16 protein-coding genes are annotated in these 22,507 nt (G+C 65.6%); 12 read left to right on the top strand and 4 right to left on the bottom strand.

Annotated elements, in window-relative coordinates; translation table 11 throughout:
- Positions 1-4 precede the first annotated feature (4 nt).
- Both AC1RDJ_RS01835 and AC1RDJ_RS01840 read left to right on the top strand, forming a co-directional pair.
- Complete coding sequence (locus AC1RDJ_RS01835; RefSeq protein ID WP_071321962.1) at positions 5-205, top strand: hypothetical protein; 201 nt, start codon at positions 5-7, stop codon at positions 203-205.
- Positions 206-375: 170 nt separating this feature from the next.
- Positions 376-801, top strand: a complete 426-nt coding sequence (locus AC1RDJ_RS01840; RefSeq protein ID WP_071321963.1) for a GNAT family N-acetyltransferase — start codon at positions 376-378, stop codon at positions 799-801.
- 45 nt (positions 802-846) lie between these two features.
- On the opposite strand, the gene AC1RDJ_RS01845 is transcribed toward AC1RDJ_RS01840, so the two are convergent.
- Entirely contained in the window at positions 847-2,238 is a 1,392-nt protein-coding gene (locus AC1RDJ_RS01845) for a YfcC family protein (protein ID WP_493026338.1), read from the bottom strand.
- Positions 2,239-2,252: 14 nt separating this feature from the next.
- Positions 2,253-3,389 carry a succinylglutamate desuccinylase/aspartoacylase family protein gene (locus tag AC1RDJ_RS01850; RefSeq protein WP_493026339.1) on the bottom strand — a complete coding sequence of 379 codons (1,137 nt, stop codon included), beginning with the start codon at positions 3,387-3,389 and terminating at the stop codon, positions 2,253-2,255.
- Between the two features lie 235 nt (positions 3,390-3,624).
- Between AC1RDJ_RS01850 and AC1RDJ_RS01855 the strand changes: the two genes are divergently transcribed.
- The 3 genes from AC1RDJ_RS01855 (at position 3,625) to AC1RDJ_RS01865 (ending at position 8,877) form a co-directional block, all read left to right on the top strand.
- Complete coding sequence (locus AC1RDJ_RS01855) at positions 3,625-4,635, top strand: MurR/RpiR family transcriptional regulator (RefSeq protein WP_493026340.1); 1,011 nt, start codon at positions 3,625-3,627, stop codon at positions 4,633-4,635.
- A gap of 38 nt (positions 4,636-4,673) precedes the next feature.
- A complete protein-coding gene (locus AC1RDJ_RS01860; RefSeq protein ID WP_493026341.1) occupies positions 4,674-7,469 on the top strand; it encodes a TonB-dependent receptor in 2,796 nt (931 codons plus the stop codon).
- Positions 7,470-7,623: 154 nt separating this feature from the next.
- Positions 7,624-8,877, top strand: a complete 1,254-nt coding sequence (locus AC1RDJ_RS01865) for a cyanophycinase (RefSeq protein ID WP_071321967.1) — start codon at positions 7,624-7,626, stop codon at positions 8,875-8,877.
- Here the strand turns inward: AC1RDJ_RS01865 and AC1RDJ_RS01870 are convergent.
- On the bottom strand, positions 8,868-10,082 hold the full coding sequence (locus tag AC1RDJ_RS01870; RefSeq protein WP_493026342.1) for a DUF418 domain-containing protein: 1,215 nt from the start codon (positions 10,080-10,082) through the stop codon (positions 8,868-8,870). The genes AC1RDJ_RS01865 and AC1RDJ_RS01870 overlap by 10 nt on opposite strands.
- Before the next feature lie 8 nt (positions 10,083-10,090).
- The gene (locus AC1RDJ_RS01875; RefSeq protein WP_493026343.1) at positions 10,091-10,693 is read right to left on the bottom strand and encodes a TetR/AcrR family transcriptional regulator; all 603 of its coding nucleotides are present in this window, start codon (positions 10,691-10,693) and stop codon (positions 10,091-10,093) included.
- Positions 10,694-10,908: 215 nt separating this feature from the next.
- Here AC1RDJ_RS01875 and AC1RDJ_RS01880 point away from each other — a divergent pair, with 215 nt between their 5' ends.
- From AC1RDJ_RS01880 to AC1RDJ_RS01910, 7 genes are all read left to right on the top strand, one after another.
- Positions 10,909-12,345: an IgA Peptidase M64 gene (locus AC1RDJ_RS01880; protein WP_493026344.1), complete on the top strand. Its 1,437-nt coding sequence runs from the start codon at positions 10,909-10,911 to the stop codon at positions 12,343-12,345.
- A 623-nt stretch (positions 12,346-12,968) separates the two neighbouring features.
- Positions 12,969-13,754, top strand: a complete 786-nt coding sequence (fabI, locus tag AC1RDJ_RS01885; RefSeq protein WP_493026559.1) for an enoyl-ACP reductase FabI — start codon at positions 12,969-12,971, stop codon at positions 13,752-13,754.
- A gap of 10 nt (positions 13,755-13,764) precedes the next feature.
- Complete coding sequence (locus tag AC1RDJ_RS01890; protein WP_493026345.1) at positions 13,765-15,198, top strand: efflux transporter outer membrane subunit; 1,434 nt, start codon at positions 13,765-13,767, stop codon at positions 15,196-15,198.
- Positions 15,199-15,215: 17 nt separating this feature from the next.
- Positions 15,216-16,289, top strand: a complete 1,074-nt coding sequence (locus tag AC1RDJ_RS01895; protein ID WP_071321970.1) for an HlyD family secretion protein — start codon at positions 15,216-15,218, stop codon at positions 16,287-16,289.
- Positions 16,290-16,291: 2 nt separating this feature from the next.
- The gene (gene rbbA / locus AC1RDJ_RS01900; protein WP_493026346.1) at positions 16,292-19,036 is read left to right on the top strand and encodes a ribosome-associated ATPase/putative transporter RbbA; all 2,745 of its coding nucleotides are present in this window, start codon (positions 16,292-16,294) and stop codon (positions 19,034-19,036) included.
- A gap of 1 nt (position 19,037) precedes the next feature.
- Positions 19,038-20,162: an ABC transporter permease gene (locus AC1RDJ_RS01905; RefSeq protein WP_493026347.1), complete on the top strand. Its 1,125-nt coding sequence runs from the start codon at positions 19,038-19,040 to the stop codon at positions 20,160-20,162.
- A 47-nt stretch (positions 20,163-20,209) separates the two neighbouring features.
- Positions 20,210-22,504, top strand: a complete 2,295-nt coding sequence (locus AC1RDJ_RS01910; protein ID WP_493026348.1) for a DUF3141 domain-containing protein — start codon at positions 20,210-20,212, stop codon at positions 22,502-22,504.
- Positions 22,505-22,507: the final 3 nt, after the last annotated feature.

Genomic DNA, 22,507 nt, shown 5'->3' on the forward strand with positions numbered 1-22,507 from the left:
CATCATGAACATCGCTAAAAACATGGAAGCCATCTTCGTTGCCATCGTCGCCATCGCCGCCGCTACCAGCCTGGCCACCGCCGCCGTGCCGAAGTTCCGCGCCGCGCCAGCACCGCTCGTGGCCAGCGCCGACGCCGCTGCCACCATGTACACCGTCCATGTCAGCGCCAAGCGTTTGAGCGCCGCAGAAAAAGCCGCACTGTAAGCACGGCGATGCCATGCCGGCAGTACGGAAAAGGGCGGTAGCAGCAGTCAATCGTCATACCCCAACATGGGCAAGCGGAACGGGCGGCGCCCCCGGTTCTTTCCAGCCCTGGTGACAGCAGCCGCAAAAAGGCCGATGATCGTGTTTTCAACGACAGCAGGGCCAGCGCAATGTCACATCTGAAAATCAGCACCGACAAGGCGGAACTCGACGTTCCGGCCATCCACCATTTTCTCAGCACCCAATCGACATGGGCCATCGGCATCCCGCTGGCTACCGTGCAGCGCGCGATCGACCATTCGCTGTGTTTTGGCGGCACGCTCGACGGCCGCCAGGTGGCGTTTGCCCGCGTGGTCAGCGACTATGCCACGTTTGCCTATCTGGTCGACGTGTATGTACTCGACGACTGTCGTGGCCGCGGCTACAGCAAGCGCTTGATGGAAGCCGTCATGGCGCATCCCGACTTGCAGGGCTTGCGCCGTTTCATGCTGGCCACCGGCACCGCGCATACGCTGTACGCGCGCCATGGCTTCACGGCGCCGCTGCGCCCGGAAACGCTGATGGAGCGCTATGTGCCGGACATCTACCAGCGCTGACTGCCCGTATTGAAGGGCGGGCGCAAGTCGCCGTGGCTGGGGTGTTTACTGCCAGTGCATCAGGCACGGCGGAATCAGCAGCAGCAGGGCCAACACCAGATAGATCAGCTGCAGCGGTATCATCCACTTGGCCCACGTAATCCAGGGGATGCGCGCCAGCGCCAGCACGCCGACGGTGATGCCGGAGGTGGGTATCATCGGCGTGGTGAATTCGCCGAACTGGAACGCCAGGATGGCCGTCTGGCGCGTCACGCCGACCAGGTCGGCCAGCGGCGCCATGATCGGCATGGTCAGCGCGGCCTGGCCGCTGCCCGAATGGATGAAGAAATTGATCACCGACTGCATGAAGAACATTTTCTGCGCGGCGAAGACGGGGCTCGACGAAGCCACCAGCGGCGTGAGCGCATGCAGCATGGTGTCGATGATCTGTGCGTCGCGCGCCAGGATCATGGTGCCGCGCGCCAGCGCGATGACCAGCGCCACGCTCACCATGTCGCGCGCGCCCTGCACGAAAGACGCCACCAGGCTGTCCATGTCGAGCCGGCCGACCAGGCCGACGACGATGGCCATGCCGAGGAACAGGGCGGCGATTTCATCGATGAACCAGTCGTACTTGACGACGCCGACGACCATCGTCAGCAGGGTCGCCATGAAGATCCACAGCACGGCGCGGTGCGTGCGCGTCATGCCGGCAAAGGTGGAAAAGTCCAGCGTATGCTCGCCGCGCTTTTCAATGTCGAGCAGGTAGGTAGGGCTTTTTTCCGGATGGCGCTTGATGCGCGCCGCGTACCACATCAGGAAGACGATGCTGACAAACGTGGCGATGGCCCACACGATCAGGCGGTAGCCGATGCCGGAAAAGATCGGCACGCCGGCGATGCCCTGCGCGATGCCGACATTGAACGGGTTCAGGAAGGCGGCCGAAAAGCCCACTTGCGAACCGATGAAGGGAATCGACACGCCGACGATGGAGTCGTAGCCCAGGGCCAGTGCCAGCGGCACGAAGATCAGGATGAAGGGAATGGCTTCCTCGTTCATGCCGAAGGTGGCGCCGCCGAGGGAAAACATGGTGAAGAAGACGGGAATGAGGGCGGCGCGCACGAAGCGCGAACTGGTGTGCGCCTTGGCGATGGACTTGATCAGCGAATCGAAGGCCTCCGTTTTTTGCAGCACCGAGAAGGCGCCGCCGACGATCAGCACGAATCCGATGATCAGGCCGGCGTCGACGAAGCCCTTGATGGGCGCCATCATCAGGGCGGCAAAGCCCTGCGGCTTGTTGTCGACATAGTGGAAGGTGCCGGGAACGATCAGCTGCTTGCCGTTGACCAGCTGGGTGTCGAATTTCCCGCCCGGTACCAGCCAGGTCGCCAGCGCGATCATGGCCAGGATGCCGCATAGCAGGACAAAGGTATTGGGCAGCTTGAAGTATTTTCTCATGCGGGTTTTCTTTATTATTGGCTGAGCAGGCTGCCGCCGCGGAAGGCGACGGCGCCGGCGACCTTGCCGACATTCATGCCACGCAAGACGTGGCGGTGGGCGCTGCGCGCGAAGAAGACACCGGCGACCGTGCAGCGCAAGGTCGTCGTTTCACCGCTGACGGGATCGATCAGGTCGGCCAGCGCATCGCCGGCGGCCAGCACGTCGCCCATCTCGCGCAGATACACCAGCACGCCGTGATGCGGCGCGAGGATCGGTTCCACGCCGGCCAGCGGCGTCGGCTGGCATTGCGGCGCGGGCAGGTCGTCGCCGGCGCCAGCGATGTCCAGCACACCCTCGATGGCGAGGAAGCGCAGCAGGGCTTGCGCATCGCGCTCGGCCAGGGCATAGCTCACTTCCACTTCGCCGCGCAGTTCGACGGTGGTCGACAGGCAGGCGGCGGGAATCGGATAGCGGCCGCCGAAGTGCGCGTCGAGGTCCCACCACAGGCGGCTGCACGCTTCGTCGAACGGCTCTTCGCCGGCCGCCAGTTCCAGCAGCACGGCACGCGCGCCCAATAGCGCCGACAGGGGCGCGAGTTGCGCCGCCAGCGGCGTGCCCGTATACAGGTGCAGCGCGGCCTCGTTGTCGCAGTGCAGGTCGAGCACGATGTCGGCATCGATGGCCATGCCCAGCAGCGTTTTTTTCAGCACGCCCGCATCCGTGCCAGGCTGCCAGGCGGCGACGGCGACGCGCGCATGCTGGCGTATCAGGGCCACATTGGCATCGGCATCGGGCCCCAGCAGGCCATCGAGCGTGGTTTTCAGCTCATCGGCCACGTGGCGGTAGGCGCGGTTGAAGTTGATGCCGGTGGTCAGGTCGAAGCGGCCGAACGGCGCGCCATGGATGGCTTGCGCCAGGCCGATCGGGTTAGCGGCCGGCACCAGGATCACTTCGCCATGGATCTTGCCGGCCGCTTCCAGCGCCAGCAGTTCGCGGCGCAAGAATTGCGCCACCAGCATGCCCGGCACCTCGTCCGCGTGCAGCGCCGCCTGGATATACACCTTCTTGCCGCTGCGGCTGCCGGCGGCCGGACTGCCGAAGTGAAAGCTGCTCAACTGGCAGGCAACGCTGGCGTGCGGCGTGGAGATCGGATGCTGGTGTACTTGCATGATGATTTCGCCCCAAAACGGGGCGCGGTTGATGGATTTCGGTCGATTATGTAGCATTATTTTCACGAAGTAAATCAATGAAAATCCTTTTACAAAAATTTGTTGAGTTTTCTTTTTGATATGCGTAAAGTGGTTTCAAACGGCGCATCCTGCGCCGCTTTGCCACGCTTTCTCCGTCCATGCGCAGCATGCAGGCTGCCATTGCAGCGCGTAAAAACAACAGGCCGCCAGTGATATGAAACCATCCGCCAGTCCTGCCCGCAACAGCACGCCACGCGCGGCACCGGCCGCCGCCATGTCGTCGCCCGATGCCGCGTTTGCGCAGTCGCCGCTGGGACAGGCCCTGATGCATGTGCTGGCCAGCGGCTCGGTCTCGCAGCGGCAGATCGCCGACTACCTGCTGCGCAACCAGATGCGCGTCACCGCGCTGGGCATTGAGGAGCTGGCCGACAGCTGCCAGGTGTCGACGGCCACCATCAGCCGCTTCGCGCGCGATATCGGCCAGAAGAATTATTCGGCCATGCGCGGCGCCATGGCAGAAACCCTGCAGGCATTGCTGCAACCGGTCGACAAGCTGCGCCATACGATAGAACGGCGCGCGCGCGCCACCTCGCCCGTCACGCAAAGCCTCGAGTATGCGGCCGCGAATATCGCCGCCACCTCGGGCAGCCTGTCGCTGCCGGACATGCACGCCGTGGTGCGCCGCCTAACGCGTGCCAAGGTGGTGTACGTGATGGGCTTTGGCCTGTCGGCCAACCTGGCCGGCATGCTGGTGCAGCATTTGCAGCCGTTCTGCGCGCATGTGGTGGAAGTGGTGGGCATCGGCGGCTCGGAAGTGGCGGCCGGCCACCTGGTCAACCTGACGGCGAGCGACGTGCTGGTGGTCATTTCCTTTCCCCGCTATACGCTCGACTGTATCGGCCTGGCCAGCTTCGCGCGCGACCGCGGCGCGCGCATCGTGGCGCTGACCGACTCGCCCGCGTCGCCCTTGGCAGAACTGGCCGACCATGTGTTGTACGCGCAAAGCACGCATCCCGTGCTGCCCAGCAGCGCCAGCACGGCACTGGCCATGATCGAGGCGCTGGTCGTGGCGCTGATGGTGTCGAACAAGGACAACGTTGAAAAAGCAGCGCGCCTGAGCGAGGTGATCGCCGCCTACCTGTATGGCGGCGAGCATGGCGCGCAAGGCCCCCGGAAAACAGCAGTCAAGCAGCGCAAGGCAGTACCCAAAAAGCAGTCACTATAAAAATCAGGGTTAAACCATCTGGGAGAGTTGAAATGCACATGGAAAAACAACCGGGCAGGCAGGTGCTGCCACGCGAGTCGGTACTGGCGCACGCCGTGCGCCTGGCATTGGGCGCCTTGAGCGTGTCGGCGGCGCTGGGCATGCTGGGCGGCGGCGCGCTGGCGCAGGAACAGGCGGCACCGGCCGAGGCCGCCATGCCCGTGCCGAAGCTGCAGCGCGTGGAGATTACCGGCTCGGCCATCAAGCGGCTGGAATCCGAAACGGCCCTGCCGGTGCAGATCATCACGCGCGCGGAGATCGAAAAAGCGGGCGTGACGACGGCGGCCGAACTGATGGCGCGCGTCTCGGCCAACGTGGGCGGCTTGACGGATGGCGCCAGCATCAATGTGGGCGGCGACCAGCGCGGCTTCAACAGCGCCAACCTGCGCGGCGTGGGCACCTCGTCGACGCTGGTGCTGCTCAACGGCCGGCGCATGGCCAATTTCGCCTCGCCCGGCGACGATGCCGGCGTGGACCTGAACAATATTCCCGCCGCCGCGCTGCAGCGCGTGGAGGTGCTGCTCGACGGCGCCTCGGCCCTGTATGGCACGGACGCCATCGGCGGCGTGATCAACTTCATCACGCGCAAGGATTACCAGGGCGTGGAGCTGAACGCCTACGCCAGCGGCACCGACGAAGGTGGCGCCGGCAAGCGCACGGCCAGCATCACGGCCGGCACGGGCGACCTGGCCACCGATGGCTACAATATCTTTGCCGTCGTCGATCTGCAGCAGACGGACCGCCTGCGCTCCTCGCAGCGCAAGTTCATTCCGAACCTGCAGATTCCGCAGCGCCTCGGGCATTTGCTGTCGAGCTTTACCAGCCCGGCGAATATCCGCCTGTCGAGCGCCCAGCGCACGCATCTGCAGGACAACGGCTTCCTGCTCAATGGCCAGCCCATCACCAACCGCCAGATCAATTTCGCCATCCCGGACTGCGCGCCGCCGGCCAATCTGTACCTGCCGAAAGGCACGGGCGGCGTGGATGGCTGCACCTATGACTACATGGGCGATACGGAGCTGTATCCGAAGACGGACAAGCAGAACCTGCTCACGCGCGGCGTGCTGAAACTGAATAACGATCACCAGCTGTACGCGGAGGTCGCATTGAGCCGTTCGCGCAGCTATTACGTGGGCTCGTCGGCGCGCGTGATCGGCTACCTCGATTACAGCAAGGTGCCGCAGCTGGCCAATGCCGGCTTCGATACGGCCGTCGATGAAGATGGCGAGCCGGTGGGGCGCGAGCTGGAACTGCGCATGCGCCTGAACGAGGCCGGCATGCGCACCAGCCAGCTGACCAGCGAAAGCCAGCGCTACGTGGTGGGCGCGACCGGCACCGTGGGCGGCTGGGACTATGACGTGGGTTTCAACCACAGCGTCAACATCGTCAAGGACCGGGATACGCATGGCTACGTCCTGTATGACCAGCTGCTCGCGGGGATCGCCGATGGCCGCATCAATCCCTTCGGGCCATCGGGCGCGGAAGGCAAGGCGCTGCTCGACAGCATCCAGGTCAACGACGAGGTGCGCCATGCGCGCGGCAGCATGGACGCGCTCGATTTCAAGGCTTCGCGTGCGCTGATGGCCATGGGCGGCGGCGACATGGCGCTGGCCGTGGGCGGCGAAGTGCGACGCGAACGCACGCAGTTCCGTCCATCGGCGCTGCTGATGAGCAACAACATCAACAACGATGATGCGCCCGAGGGCGGCAAGGTCACGAGCGACAGCCGCAATGTACAGGCCGTTTACGGCGAGCTGCTGCTGCCGTTCAGCAAGCAGTGGCAGGCGCAGTTGTCGGGCCGCTACGATCACTATGAGCAGGTGGGCGGCGCTTTGAGTCCGAAGATCGGCCTGACCTACATGCCCAGCAAGCAGGTGCTGATGCGCGCCTCGGCCGGCAAGGGCTTCCGCGCGCCGTCGATGTCGGACTTGCACCGCCCCACCGTGTACAGCAGCACGGCGACCCTGCCTGATCCCGTGTACTGCGCCGCCGAGAACAACGACTATTCCGTCTGCGCCGACAACTGGGATACGCGCCGCTACAGCAACGACAAGCTGAAACCGGAGCGCAGCCGCCAGTTCTCGGCCGGCCTGGTGCTCGAGCCCAGCGAGCACTGGACCTTCAGCTTTGATTACTGGAACATCAAGCGCACGGACCTGATCAGCGAAATCGGCGACGATATCATCCTGGCCAATCTGTCCAAGTACGGCGACCTGGTACACCGCGATGAAGACGGCTTGATCGACTACATCGAACTGCGCAAGGAAAACCGCGGCGCGCAAAAAGCCGCGGGCATCGACATCACTGCCGACCTGCATGGCGTGAAAACGGCATGGGGGCGCTTCGGCGGCCACCTGAGCGGCACCTATGTGCTCGATTCGAAAATCCAGACCAGCCCTGGCGACGTGTTCATCAGCAACCTGAATAAATTTGTCACGGACGGCGTGGTGCAGCGCTGGCGCCATACGATCACGCTGGACTGGGATAGCGGCCCGTACTCGGCCAGCCTGTCGAACACGTATTCGAGCGGCTACGATGACCAGAATTCGGCCATCAATATCGACGACGGCAGCGTGGTCAAGTCGAACCGGGTGAAGGCGTACACGCTGTGGGACATGTCGGGCGCCTATGCGGTCAGCAAGCAGTTCAAGCTGCGCGCGGGCATACAGAATATGTTCAATACCAGTCCGCCATACTCGAACCAGGCGTATTTTTTCCTTTCCGGCTATGACCCCAGCTATTCGGACCCGCGCGGGCGGCGCTTCTATGCCAGCGCCAATTACACCTTCAAATAAGACTGGAAAGCAGGAGATGCCGCAATACCGCTGTCACACGCAGCGGGTAGTATCGTAGTTCGATGGAGTTCGGTAGCAAGCAGCAGAATCGGCAGCAATGGCGCGTGTTTGTATCGGCAAGTGCGCGCCACTTTTCTCGCATTCGAAAGGCACCATGAAATCATCCGCAAGCCTGTATCAAAAACTGTCTGCCGCGCTGCTGTTCGCGCTGGCGTTTTGCAGCATCCATGCCATGGCGGCGCCGGCCGGCAGTGCCATCGGCAGCGCGCCGCAAGGCACCCTCGTCATCATCGGCGGCGGCCTGCGGGCCGATAATGCCGAAGTCTGGCAGCGCATCGTCAAGCTGTCGGGCGGACCCGGCGCGCGCATCGCCGTGCTGGCCTCGGCCGCGATGAACCCGGAAAAATCGGGCGAAAGCATCATCAAGAAACTCAATCAATACGGCGCCGATGCTTTTTTCGTGCCGCTGGCCGTCAAGCTGCCCAATAGCGATTACCGCAAGGCGGCCGAAGACCCGTCCATCGTCACGCAGATCAAGTCGGCCAGCGGCATCTATTTCGCTGGCGGCGACCAGGGCCGCATCACGCAAGCGTTGCTGCGCCAGGACGGCAGCCGCACGGCCGCGCTGGAAGCCATCTGGTCGGTGTACCGCAACGGCGGCGTGATCGCCGGTTCCAGCGCCGGCGCCGCCATCATGAGCACCACCATGTTCTACGATGCCAAGCCGGTGCTCGACATGCTCAAGATGGGCGTCACGGACGGCCGCGAAATCGCGCCTGGCCTGGGCTTCATCGGCAGCGACGTGTTCGTCGACCAGCATTTGCTGGTGCGCGGCCGTTTCGCGCGCATGATTCCCGTGATGCTGAAAAAAGGCTATCACCTGGGCCTGGGCATCGACGAAAACAGCGCCATGGTGGTCGACGCCATGCGCGATGTGGAAGTCATCGGCTACAGCGGCGCCCTGCTGATCGACCTGTCGGGCGCCATCAGCGACCGCGGCGTGAAAAATTTCAACATCAGCAATGCCGCCATCAGCTACCTGGACCGGGGCGACAAATTCAACCTCGTCACGCGCGTGTTTACGCCGTCGCCGGACAAGGCCGATAATAAGCTCGATCCGAACCAGCCCGACATGCGCGAACCCGTGTTTACCAACGATATCCTCGGCAATAACGCCGTGCTCGACCTGATGGGCAACCTCATCGACAACGCCCAGCAGGAGGCCATCGGCATCGCCTTCGGCAACCCGCGCGACCCGTATCCGGACCTGGGCTTCGAATTCAGGTTCAGCAAGACCGTCAACAGCGTCGGCTACAGCTCGACCGAGGCGGAAGCGTATTCGGTGCTGAAGCTGCGCCTCGACATCCGCCCCATCCAGCTGCGCCAGCCACTGTACCGCTACAAATAAGCGGCACCGGCGCGCCGCCAGCGCGGCCATGCCGCGATCGTCAGTGCCCGCAGCAGCCACTCGACGGGACCATACGCATGGCCGCGCAGCCACCAGCGGCTCAGTGGCAGCTGCGCGCAGAAGATGGCGGCGGCCAGCGCCAGTGCCCCCAGCGGCGAGACGCTGCCCATCAGGCGCGCGCCATAGGCGAGGAACAGCCAGGCGCAGATGGCCGATTGCAGCAGGTAGTTCGACAATGCCATGCGGCCCGTATCGGCCAGCAGGGAAAACAGCGTGCCATCGCGCAGCCGGTCGAACAGGGCCAGCGCCAGGGCCACGTAGGCCCCGGTCAGCAGCGGCGCGCTCGCCACGCCCACGGCCAGTCCCGCCAGCTGCCACGCCTGGTCGCCCGCATACACGGACGTCCACGCATAGCAGGCCGCTCCGGGCAGGCCCGCCAGCGCGCCGGCCCACAGCAGGCGGCGGCGCAGCGGCAGGTAGGCGGCCGCATGCAGCAGCATCTCGCGCTTGCCGGCAGCCAGGCCGCACAGGAACATGGCCAGCGCGCACGGTGCCTGCAGCAACAGCAGGACGACCCAGATCTCGCCCAGTTCGCGCACGTGCTGGGCGATGACGGTGGCCGGCGTGTCGCGGTAGGCGGCCAGCGCGGCCGCCGCCTTGCGCGCCATCGCCACGGCATGCTCCACGGTGTCGCCCGGTGGCTGCAGGCCTTGCAGCCAGGCCATCGCGGCCCACAAGCCGGCGCAGCCGATGACGAGGAAGGCGGCCATGATCAGGGCCGGCCGCTCGCCGCAACGGTGCAGGGCCAGCAGCAGCATGCCCAGCACGGCATAGGTGGTCAGTATGTCGCCATGAAACAGGAAGACGGCATGCAGGGCGCCGAGCAGCCACAGGCCCGCCTGGCGGCGCAGCATGCGCGGCGCGAACGGGGCGCCGGCGCGCGCGGCCGCCTGCATCTGCAGGGTGAAGCTGTAGCCGAAGAGGAAGGAAAACAGCAGGTAGAACTTGGTCTCGAACAGCAGCGCGACGAGGAAGTGCGTGGCGCGGTCGACCGCGCCGGCAAAGGCGGGGTCGGTCAGGCCCAGGCCGAACCAGGGCGTGGCGAAGGCGCCGATATTGACGACCAAGATGCCGAACAGGGCGCAGCCGCGCAGGGCGTCGACATCGGCGATGCGCGCGGGGGCCGTGGTCGGTGCGCCAGGCATGGCGGTGCTCATGCCAGGGAAGGGCGCAGGAAGCGCGCCAGCAGCAGGTGCAGGCCGGCGCGCTGCGCCAGCGGTGCGTAATGGGGATCGACGGCGACGCGGTTGAAGATGCCATCGATCAGCGCGGCGATCCAGCCGGCCGTCTGCGCCGGGTCGAGTTCGGCGTCGACCCGGCCTTGCGCGGCCGCGCTTTCCAGCAGCGCCTGCACGCCGGCGCGCAGCACGGCATCGTTGCGCGCCACCCTGGCGGCGATATCGGCGTCGCGCATCGCTTCGGCCGAAATGTCCAGCGCCAGTCCCGCAAATGCCGCGTCGGCGGCCAGCGCCAGCACCAGGTCCATGAAGCCGAGCAGGGCGCCATACGCATCGGCGTCGCCTTGCGCGCCGGCGAAATACGCGGCCGTTTCGCTGCCTTCCTGGTCGACGATGGCGGCGATGATGGCTTGCTTGGTGGGGAAATAATGAAACAGGTTGCCGGGGCTCATGCCGGCCTGCGCGCAGATGGCGGCCGTGCTGGTCTGGTGAAAGCCCTTGCGGGCGAAGCAGTGGCGCGCGGCCGCGAGGATGGCGTCGCGGCGGGCCGCGTGTTTGTCGGGATCGATGGTGCGCATGGTGGCTGGCTATCCTTTTAATTAATCGACTAGTCAGTCTAATATAATGGAGGCCGGTCGCAAGGTCAAGCGGATACGCATGAATGGAGGCTTTGCAGGCCCTGATCCTGTCGCTACAATGTGCCGCAGCGGATTTTCCCGAGCCTTCCGGCATGGCCGCCGTATATTTGGAAAATCGATCCCTTCACCTGTTTTTCTACCGTTTTAGGAATGACATGCAGCAGACCCCGATTCGATCCTTGCTGTGCGCGCTGGCGCTGGCTGCCGGCATGGTCCCTGCCGCGCACGCCGACTTTGCCACGCTGCCGGCCACCATGCGCCTCGACTACCAGCACAGCGGCAATGCGCTGGGCGAACATTATGCGGTCGAGCGCGTGCTGATCGAGCCCTTGCCTTGGGCGGGCAACCTGGCGCGCCCCATCGACGACAGCAACCGTGGCAACAACCTGCTCGAAGTGGTCGATATCAAGTCCGGCAAGGTGCTGTATTCGCGCGGCTTTTCCACCATCTTTGGCGAGTGGGCCAGCACCGACGAGGCGAAGACCACCACGCGCGCCTTCCAGGAATCGGTGCGCTTCCCGCAGCCCGAGCAGCCCGTGCGCGTGCGCATCCTCAAGCGCGACGAGCGCGGCCTGTTTTCCATCGTGTGGAGCACCGATGTCGACCCGGCGGCGCAGGACGTGATCCGCAAGCAGCCGCCGGCGCCGGCCAAGCCGATCCCGATCCGCATCAGCGGCCCGTCGTCGGGCAAGGTCGACCTGCTGATCATGGGCGATGGCTACACGGCCGCCGAGATGGACAAGTTCGAGGCGACGGCGCGCAAGCTGGCCGACCACCTGTTCACGGTGTCGCCGTTCCGCGAGCGGGCCAATGACTTCAACGTGTGGGCCATGGCCGCGCCGACGCAGGAGTCGGGCGTGTCGCGTCCATCGACGGGCGTGCACCACGCCTCGCCGCTGGGCACGCGCTACGATATCTTCGGCAGCGAGCGCTATGTGCTGACCACCGACAACCGCGCCTTGCGCGACCTGGCGCAATACGCGCCGTATGAATTCATCGAAATCCTCGTCAACAACGACACGTATGGCGGCGGCGGCATCTTCGGCCAGTTCAGCACGGCGGCGGCCAATAGCGACTGGGCCAACTATCTGTTCGTGCATGAATTCGGCCACCATTTCGCCGGCCTGGCCGACGAGTACTACACCTCGCCCGTGGCGTATCAGTCGAACGGCGAGCGCCAGGAACCGTGGGAGCCGAACGCCACGGCGCTGCGCGATCCGGCCAGGCTGAAATGGAAAAACCACGTGAAGGCCGGCACGCCGCTGCCGACGCCGTGGCCGAAGGAAGCGTACGACAGCCATGCGCGCGAGTACCAGAAGCAGCGCGCGGCCCTGCGCGCGGCCAACCGCCCGGAAAGCGAAATGAGCGACTTGTTCAAGGCCGACCTGGCGTACACACAGCAGCTGTTCTCGAAGGCGCCGCAGCGCCATGCCGTGGGTGCGTTCGAAGGGGCGAATTACGAATCGTCCGGTTATTACCGCCCGGAGATGCAGTGCATTATGTTCGACCGCAGCGAGACATTCTGTTCCGTATGCCAGGATGGCATCAGCACCATCATCGACCTGTATTCGCGTCCGGCCGCTACACGGTAGCCTGGCAATAAATTAATAATATCAATGCAGTAATCAATGGGGTGCCATGTTGCGTCGCAATAGCATGGCTCCCCATTTGGCTTTTCCTGCAGCATTCCCTCTCTGCAATACCTTTCCTCCACGTATTTCTCCACTAATACCAATTTGAGTTCCGGCAGTAACTTTCATTCTCGCCACTCCAACATAGTTATCAAATAAATACCGCGATTCGATTGCTTACAATTTGTTTCATTTAAATACTATTGATGTAGAATTTGATGTACATCAATGTTGCATCGCCGCAATCGCACTTATAGTTGACCTTGCTCAAAGCCTTATGCATGCGCCCCGGCTCCATCGCAAATCGCGCGTCTAAATGCTGTAGAGTAATTTTCGCCCCGTACCAGTCCACTTCGCATGGCCTGGTGCCGGCCTCGAATTTCAGTGACGGAAGCCAGATACATGAAGATGCAGATCCCCGCGCCTGACGCGTGCAGCACCCTCCATCCCCACACTCCCATCGTGCTGCCGCATGCGCGTGCCGGCGGCGTTACCCTCGCTGCCTGCGCCGCATCGTTCTGCGCGGGCGCCGTGCAGTGCGTGAACGCCGCCACGCCGTGGCCGGCATTGCGTCCGTCCAAGCCATGACGGCCGCCTCGTTGCCGTCCCCGCCATTGCAGGGCAAGCGGGGGCTGGTGGTGGGTATCGCCAATACGCACAGCATCGCCTGGGGCTGCGCCAGCGCCCTGCGCGCGGCCGGCGCCGAACTGGCCGTGACCTGGCTCAATGAGAAGGCGCGCCCGCATGTGGAACCGCTGGCCGTGCAGCTGCAGGCGGCCATCATGGCGCCGCTCGACGTGTCCGTGCCGGGCCAGCTGGAAGCCGTGTTTGCGCAGATCGAACGGCAGTGGGGGCGGATCGATTTCGTCGTCCATTCCATCGCCTACGCGCCGAAGCAGGATTTGCACGGCAGGGTCACGGACAGTTCGGCCGCCGGTTTCGCGCAGGCGATGGATATCTCCTGCCACTCCTTCATGCGCATGGCCAGGCTGGCCGAGCCGCTGATGCCTGCGGGCGGCAGCCTGATGACCATGAGCTACCTGGGCGCCGAGGAAGTCATCGCCGACTACGGCCTGATGGGCCCCGTGAAGGCGGCGCTGGAGTCGTCCGTGCGCTACCTGGCGGCGGAACTGGGTCCGGCCGGCATCCGCGTCAACGCCATTTCGCCGGGTCCCCTGGAGACGCGGGCCGCTTCCGGCATCGCCCATTTCGACCGCCTGATGGCCGACGCCATCGAACGCTCGCCGCTGCGGCGCCTGGCCACCATCGAGGACGTGGGCGCGCTGTGCGCCTTTCTCGCCGGCGACGGCGCGCGCGCCATCACGGGCGGCACCTTGTATGTCGACGGCGGCTACAACATTCTGAATTGACTGGAAGAAGATGATCATGCCTGTTTCCGTTCTCCCCGCGCGCGCCAGGCTGGCCGCTGCACTGGCCACCACGCTGGTCCTGGCCGGCTGCGCCTCGCTGGCGCCGCCGTACGCGCCGCCGCCGCTGCCCGTGGCGGCGCAGTATCCGGAAAACGATGGCGCCGGCGCGCACGCGCCCGACATCGCCTGGCAAGCCTATTTTGCCGACCCGCGCCTGCAGGCGATGATTGCGCAGGCGCTGGCGAATAACCGCGACATCCGCATCGCCGCGCTGCGCGTGGACGAGGCGCGCGCAGCCTATGGCATCCAGCGCGCCGAACAGTTTCCCACCGTGGCGCTGGGCGCTTCCGGCAGCCGCTCTCGCGTGCCGGACGACCTGAGCCTGACGGGCCGCGCCATGACGAGTGCGCAGTACCAGGCGGGCTTGAACGTGAGCGCCTGGGAGCTCGATTTCTGGGGCCGCGTGCGCAGCCTGAAGGACAGCGCGCTGCAAACCCTGCTGGCCAGCGACGAGGCGCGCCGCGCCGTCGGCGTGGCCCTGGTGGCGCAGGTGGCGAACGGCTACCTGGCACTGCGCGAGTTCGATGAACGGGTGGCGCTGGCGCGCGCCACCGTCGACAGCCGCGCCGAATCGCTGCGCATTTTCACGCGCCGCTTCGAGGTGGGGTCGATTTCCAAGCTGGACCTGACGCAGGTGGAAACCCTGCTCAGCCAGGCCCTCTCGCTGTCGGCCCAGCTGGAGCAGGCGCGCGCCGTGCAGGCGCACGCGCTGGCGCAACTGGTGGGCGGACCCGTCGACCTGACGCCGGACACGCGCCGCTTCGACGACGCCAGCGTGCTGCAGCCGCTGCATGCGGGCCTGCCATCGGCCTTGCTGGTGCAGCGCCCCGACCTGGTGGCGGCCGAACACCAGCTGCGCGCCGCGCAGGCGAATATCGGCGCCGCGCGCGCCGCCTTCTTCCCGACGATTTCGCTGACGGCGGCCTACGGCACGGCCAGCGCGGAATTGAGCGGCCTGTTCGACTCGGGCAGCGGCGCCTGGAATGTCGCGCCGCGCCTGGTGCTGCCAATCTTCGACGCGGGGCGCCTGCGCGCCAATATGGACCTGGCCGAAGTGCGCCGCGACGTGGCCGTGGCCAATTATGAAAAGAGCGTGCAGGGCGCCTTCCGCGAAGTGGCAGACGCCCTGTCGAACCGGCGCTGGCTGGCGCTGCAGGTCGATATCGGCAAGACCACGCTGGCCGCGCAGAGCGAACGCGCGCGCCTGGCCAAGCTGCGCTATGACAATGGCGCCGCGCCCTACCTGGAAGTACTCGATGCGCAGCGCGACTTGCTGACGGTCGAGCAGCAACTGGTGCAGACGCGCCGCGCGCTGCTGGCCAGCCAGGTCAGCCTGTATGCCGCCCTGGGCGGCGGCGCGCCCGCCGCCACGTTCACCAATTAAAAGCGATTGCCGATACCATGACTCCACAACTGAAGAAGAAACTCGTTCCCGCGGCGCTCGTCGTGGCCGTCCTCGTGCTGGGCTATGTGGCCTGGCAAAAAATGCGTCCTGCGGGGCCTGGCGAAGGTTTCGTCAGCGGCAATGGCCGCATCGAAGCGACCGAGATCGACGTCGCCACCAAGCTGGCGGGCCGGGTCAAGGAGATCCTCGTGCGCGAGGGCGACTTCGTCAAGGCGGGCCAGCCGCTGGCCAGCATGCAGGTCGATTCGCTGTCGGCCCAGCGCGACGAGGCGCGCGCGCGCCAGCAGCAGGCATCCGACGCCGTGGTCGGCGCGCAGGCGCAGGTGGCCGTGCGCGAAAGCGACAAGGCGGCCGCGCTGGCCATGGTGGCGCAGCGCGAAAGCGAACTCGATGCGGCCAAGCGCCGCCTGGCCCGTTCCGAAACCTTGTCGAAGGAGGGCGCTTCCTCGGTGCAGGAACTCGACGACGACCGCGCCCGCGTGCGCAGCGTGGCGGCGGCCCTGAACGCGGCCAGGGCGCAAGTGACGGCGGCGCAGGCGGCCATCGACGCGGCCAAGGCGCAGGTGGTCGGTTCCCGCTCCGCCGTCGTGGCAGCCGAGGCGACCACGGCGCGCATCGATTCCGACCTGGCCGACGGCCAGCTGACGGCGCCGCGCGACGGCCGCGTGCAATACCTGGTGGCGCAGCAGGGCGAGGTGCTGGCCGGCGGCGGCAAGGTGCTCAACCTGGTCGACCTGTCGGACGTCTACATGACGTTCTTCCTGCCCGAGACGGCCGCCGGCAAGGTGGCCCTGGGCGGCGAAGTGCGCATCATCCTCGATGCGGCGCCCAATTACGTGATTCCGGCGACGATTTCGTTTGTCGCCGCCAGCGCGCAGTTCACGCCGAAGACGGTGGAAACGGCCAGCGAGCGGCAGAAGCTGATGTTCCGCGTGAAGGCGCAGATCAGCCGCGAGCTGCTGCAAAAGCACCTGGCCCTGGTCAAGGTGGGCTTGCCCGGCGTGGCCTGGGTGCGCCTCGACGCGCAGCAGGCCTGGCCCGCTGAACTGACGGCCAAGGTCCCGCAGTGACCATGGACGTGAACCCATTTGTCGTCAGCATCAAGGGCGTCAGCCAGCATTACGGCAAGACGGTGGCGCTCGACGCCATCGACCTGGACGTGCCGGCCGGCCGCATGGTGGGCCTGATCGGTCCCGATGGCGTAGGCAAGTCGAGCCTGCTGTCGCTGGTAGCCGGCGCGCGCGCCGTGCAGCAGGGCAGCGTGATGGCGCTGGGCGGCGACATGCGCGATGCGCGCCACCGCGACGACGTCTGCCCGCGCATCGCCTACATGCCGCAGGGCCTGGGCAAGAATCTGTATCCGACCCTGTCGGTCGAGGAAAACCTGCAGTTTTTCGCGCGCCTGTTCGGCCACGACGCGGCCGAGCGCCGCCGCCGCATCGACCAGCTGACCCGCAGCACGGGCTTGCAGCCCTTCCTGGCGCGCCCGGCGGGCAAGCTGTCGGGCGGCATGAAGCAGAAGCTGGGCCTGTGCTGCGCGCTGATCCACGATCCCGACCTCCTGATTCTCGATGAGCCGACCACCGGCGTCGATCCGCTGGCGCGCGCCCAGTTCTGGGACCTGATCGCGGGCATCCGCGTGCAACGCCCGCAGATGAGCGTGATGGTGGCCACCGCCTACATGGACGAAGCGCAGCGCTTCGACTGGCTGGTGGCCATGGATGACGGCAAGGTGCTCGACACGGGCACGCCGGCCGAGCTGCTGGCGCGCACGCACAGCGACAACCTGGAAGCGGCCTTCATCAAGCTGCTGCCCGAGGCCAAGCGCGCCGGCCACCAGCCCGTGGTCATCACGCCGCTGGACGCTGCCAGCGCGCAGGATGTCGCCATCGAGGCAAAAGACCTGACCATGCGCTTCGGCGATTTCACGGCCGTCGACCATGTGAATTTCCGCATCGGCCGCGGCGAGATTTTCGGTTTCCTCGGTTCGAACGGCTGCGGCAAGTCGACCACCATGAAGATGCTCACTGGCCTGCTGCCGGCCACGGAAGGCCAGGCCTGGCTGTTCGGCAACGAGGTCGATTCCAGCGATATCGACACGCGCCGCAGGGTCGGCTACATGTCGCAGGCGTTCTCGCTGTACAGCGAGCTGACGGTGCGCCAGAACCTGGTGCTGCACGCGCGCCTGTTCCACGTGCCGGAGAAAGACATCCCGGCGCGCATCGACGAGATGGCGCAGCGCTTCGACTTGCGCGAGGTGATGGACGGCTTGCCCGACAGCCTGCCGCTGGGCATACGCCAGCGCCTGTCGCTGGCCGTGGCCATGGTGCACAAGCCGGAAATGCTGATCCTCGACGAGCCCACGTCCGGCGTCGACCCCATCGCGCGCGACAATTTCTGGCGCCTGATGATCGAGCTGGCGCGGCGCGACCACGTCACCATTTTCATTTCCACCCACTTCATGAACGAGGCCGAGCGCTGCGACCGCATTTCGCTGATGCATGCCGGTAAGGTGCTGGTCAGCGACGCGCCGGCCGAACTGGTGCGCAAGAAGGGCGCGCCGTCGCTGGAAGCGGCCTTCATCGCCTACCTGGAAGAAGCGGGCGGCGGCACGGCGCCGGCGGCAAAGGAGAGCGAGGCGCCTGCGCAGGACGCGGCAGTGCAGGCACCGGCGCCGCAGCACCGGCGCAGCCGCTTCAGCCTGGGACGCATGCTCAGCTACATGTGGCGCGAAACGCTGGAATTGCGCCGCGATCCCGTGCGCCTGACGCTGGCGCTGGGCGGCTCGGTGCTGCTGCTGTTCGTCATCGGCTTCGGCATCAGCCTGGACGTCGAAGACCTCAGCTACGCGGTGCTCGACCACGACCAGACGACGCTGAGCCAGAATTACACGAACAACCTGGCCGGCTCGCGCTACTTCATCGAGCGCCCGCCGCTGCGCGACTATGCCGATATCGACAAGCGCATGCGCAGCGGCGAACTGTCGCTGGCCATCGAGATCCCGCCCGGCTTCGCGCGCGACGTGCAGCGCGGCGCGCCGGCCCAGGTGGGCGCGTGGATCGACGGCGCCATGCCGATGCGCGCCGAAACCGTGCAAGGCTACGTGCAGGGCATGCACCAGCTGTGGCTGGCCGACCAGGCGCTGCACCGCTATGGCGTCAAGGTGAGCAATCCGGTCGCCATCGAGACGCGCTTCCGCTACAACCCGGACGTGAAAAGCCTGCCCGCGATGGTGCCGGCCGTGATTCCCTTGCTGCTGCTGATGCTGCCGGCCATGCTGGCGGCGCTGTCCGTCGTGCGCGAGAAGGAACTCGGCTCCATCATCAACCTGTACGTGACGCCCGTCACGCGCCTGGAATTCTTGCTTGGCAAGCAGGTGCCGTACGTGGTGCTGGCCATGTTCAACTTCGTCCTCATGGCCCTGCTGGCGGTCACCGCCTTCGGCGTGCCGATCAAGGGCAGCCTGCCGACCCTGATCGGCGCCACCTTCATCTTCAATATCTGCGCCACCGGCATCGGCCTGTTCGCCTCGACGTTTACGCGCAGCCAGATCGCCGCCCTGTTCGTGACCATGATCGGCACCATGATCCCGGCCATCCAGTTTTCCGGCCTGCTCAATCCCGTCTCGTCGATGGAAGGCGTGGGCAAGGCGATCGGCCTGATGTACCCGGCCACGCACATGCTCAACATCAGCCGCGGCGTGTTCAACAAGGCGCTGGGCTTCGGCGACCTGCACGCCTCGTTCTGGCCCCTGCTCGTCGCCATTCCCGTGATCCTCGGCGTGACGGTGGCGCTGCTGAAGAAACAGGAGAGCTGATTTGCGACACCTTGAAAATATCTACCGCCTGGGCGTGAAGGAAATCTGGAGCCTGATCCGCGACCCGATGATGCTGATCCTGATCCTCTACACGTTTACCCTGGCGATCTACGTGGCCGCCACGGCCAAGCCGGAAACCCTGCACATGGCCTCGATCGCCATCGTCGACGAGGATGGCTCGCCCCTGTCCGGACGCATCGCCTCGGCCTTCTTCCCGCCGCAGTTCACGCCGCCGGCCATGATCAACCAGAGCCAGGTCGATGCGGGGCTGGACGCGGGCCAGTACACATTCGTGCTGACGATCCCGCCCAAGCTGCAGGCGGACGTGCTGGGCGGGCGCCAGGCGGAGCTGCAGCTGAACGTGGACGCCACGCGCATGAGCCAGGCCTTCAGCGGCAGCGGCTATATCCAGCAGATCGTCGCCGGCGAAGTGGCCGAATTCGCCAAGCGCTATCGCGGCGCGACGGTCCCGCCGGTGGAACTGGTGATGCGCGCGCGCTTCAACCCATCGTTGAGCCAGGCCTGGTTCGGTTCGCTGATGGAAATCATCAACCAGGTGACGATGCTGTCGATCATCCTGACGGGTGCGGCCCTGATCCGCGAACGCGAACACGGCACCATCGAGCATTTGCTGGTGATGCCGGTGACGCCGGCCGAAATCATGCTGGGCAAGGTCTGGTCGATGGGCCTCGTGGTGCTGCTGGCCGCCGCCCTGTCGCTGAACCTGGTGGTGCGCGGCATGTTGCACGTGCCCATTGAAGGCTCGATCGCGCTGTTCCTGTGCGGCGCCGCCCTGCACCTGTTCGCCACCACCTCGATGGGGATTTTCCTTGCCACCGTGGCGCGCAGCATGCCGCAGTTCGGCATGCTGCTGATCCTCGTGCTGCTGCCGCTGCAGATGCTCTCGGGCGGCAGCACGCCGCGCGAAAGCATGCCCGAGCTGGTGCAGAACATCATGCTGATCGCGCCCACCACGCACTTCGTCGAATTGAGCCAGGCGATCCTGTACCGGGGGGCCGGCATCGACGTGGTATGGAAACCGTTCCTGGCCCTGCTGGCGATCGGCACGGCCCTGTTTACCTTCGCGCTGGCGCGTTTTCGCAAGACCATCAGCCAGATGGCGTAGGTTCCGCGCCGGAATGTTCCGGCACTCACTGCATGAAAAGGATAGTCATGAAGATCGAATCTGCTCCATTTTTCTCCACCGGCGGCCTGCCCTCGCTGGGCATGCTGGGCGACTATGCGCGCGACTCGTGGCAGCGCATCGTGCTGTACGCGGACGTGATGCGCCGGCGCGGCAACCAGTACCAGGAGCATCTGGCCGAGAAAGTGCCGAACGTGCTCGATTTTCCGGCCGAAGTGGTGATGTCTGGCCTGGAACTGGCGCGTCCCGTCAATTACGGCCTGGCGCGCATCCTCGTCGCCGATGCGCCGGAACCCGATCCCACGAAACGCCCGTTCGTCGTCGTCGATCCGCGCGCCGGGCATGGCCCCGGCATCGGCGGCTTCAAGGCCGAAAGCGAGATCGGCGTGGCCCTGCGCGCCGGCCATCCCTGCTATTTCATCGGCTTCCTGCCCGATCCCGTGCCGGGCCAGACGGTGGAAGACGTGATGCACGCGGAAGCGCAATTCCTCGAAAAGGTCATCGCCCTGCATCCGCACAGCGAGGGCAAGCCTGTCGTCATCGGCAATTGCCAGGCGGGCTGGCAAATCCTCATGACGGCGGCCATGCGCCCGGACCTGTTCGGCCCCATCATCGTGGCCGGCGCGCCCGTGTCGTACTGGGCCGGCTGGCATGGCCGCAACCCGATGCGCTATGCGGGCGGGCTGATGGGCGGCAGCTGGGCCACGGCACTGGCCGGCGACCTCGGTAACGGCCGTTTCGACGGCGCCAGCCTGGTGCAGAATTTCGAGAACCTGAACCCGGCCAATACCCTGTGGAGCAAGCAGTACAACTTGTACGCGAACATCGACACGGAAGCGCCCCGTTACCTGGAATTTGAAAAATACTGGGGCGGCCATGTCTTCCTGAACGACGTCGAGATGCAGTACATCGTCGACAATCTGTTCATCGGCAACCGCCTGGCGACGGCCGAACTGATCACGTCCGACGGCGTGCGCCTGGACTTGCGCAATATCCGTTCGCCCATCGTCGTGTTTTGCTCGAACGGCGACAACATCACGCCGCCGCCGCAGGCGCTGGGCTGGATCACGGACCTGTACCGCGACGACAAGGACGTGCTGATGCACGACCAGACCATCGTGTATGCCGTGCATGACAGCATCGGCCACCTGGGCATCTTCGTGTCGGCCAAGGTGGGGCGCAAGGAGCACCAGAAGTTCGCCAGCAATATCGACCTGATCAACCTCCTGCCGGCCGGCATCTACCAGGCCCTGATCGTCGACAAGACGCCCGACACGCCGAACGCGGATCTGGCCAGCGGCGATTACGTGCTGCAGGTCGAGCGCCGCAGCATCGAGGACGTGCGCGCCATCGTGCAGCCGGACGTGGAAAACGACCGCAAGTTTGCCGCCGCCGCGCGCGTGTCCGAAGTCAACCTGGCCTTGTACCGCACCTTTGCGCAGCCGTGGGTGCGCGCCATGGTGACGCCGCAGACGGCGCGCTTCCTGCAACTCACGCATCCGCTGCGCGTGTCGTACGAGCGCTGGACGGACCACAATCCGCTGGCCGCGCTGGTGGCCAGGGAGGCGGAAAAAGTGCGCGCGAACCGCCAGCCGGTGGCGCCCGACAATCCGCTGCTGGCCATGCAGGAGGCCTTCTCCGGCGCCGTCACGGCGGGCTTGAACAGCTGGCGCGACTGGCGCGACACGCTGCAGGAAACCACCTTCGACCTGGTTTACGGTTCGCCCCTCGTGCAGGCGCTGACGGGACAAGCCATCGGCGATGCCACGCCGCCACGCCCGCATCCTGGCATCTCTCCCGAGCATTGCGAGTACGTGCGCTGCGAAACGCGCAAGATGGACGAGGACATGCAGCAGGGCGCACTGGTGGAGGCGGCCGTGCGCTCGCTGTTCTATATCTACCGCTTCCGCATGATCGCCGACGAGCGCCGCGTCAACCTGGCCCTGAAACTGGTCAAGCCGCAGTACACGCAGGGCGTCAGCATGGAAGAATTCCGCCACATCGTGCGCCAGCAGGCGCGCCTGATGCTGCATGATTTCGACGCCGCCGTCGCCGCCTTGCCGGTGCTGTTGTCGCGTGCCGAACCGGATGCCATCCGCGCGCTGGCCGAATGGCTGCAGCAAGTGCTGCTGGTGCCGGACGCGCCGACGCCGGACGAGGAGGCGAGCCTGCAGCAGATGCTGGCCGTCTTCGACCGCGCCGCACGGGCGCAGGAAACGGTGCAAGAACAGGCGCAGCCGGCGGCCGTGCGAGAATCGCAGCCTGTCCCTGCATCCACGACGAAGCCCAAAGCCAAACCTGCCAAGAACATTACCCCAGCCTAGAAG

It is taken from the genome of Janthinobacterium sp. GW822-FHT07H10, assembly GCF_058798675.1.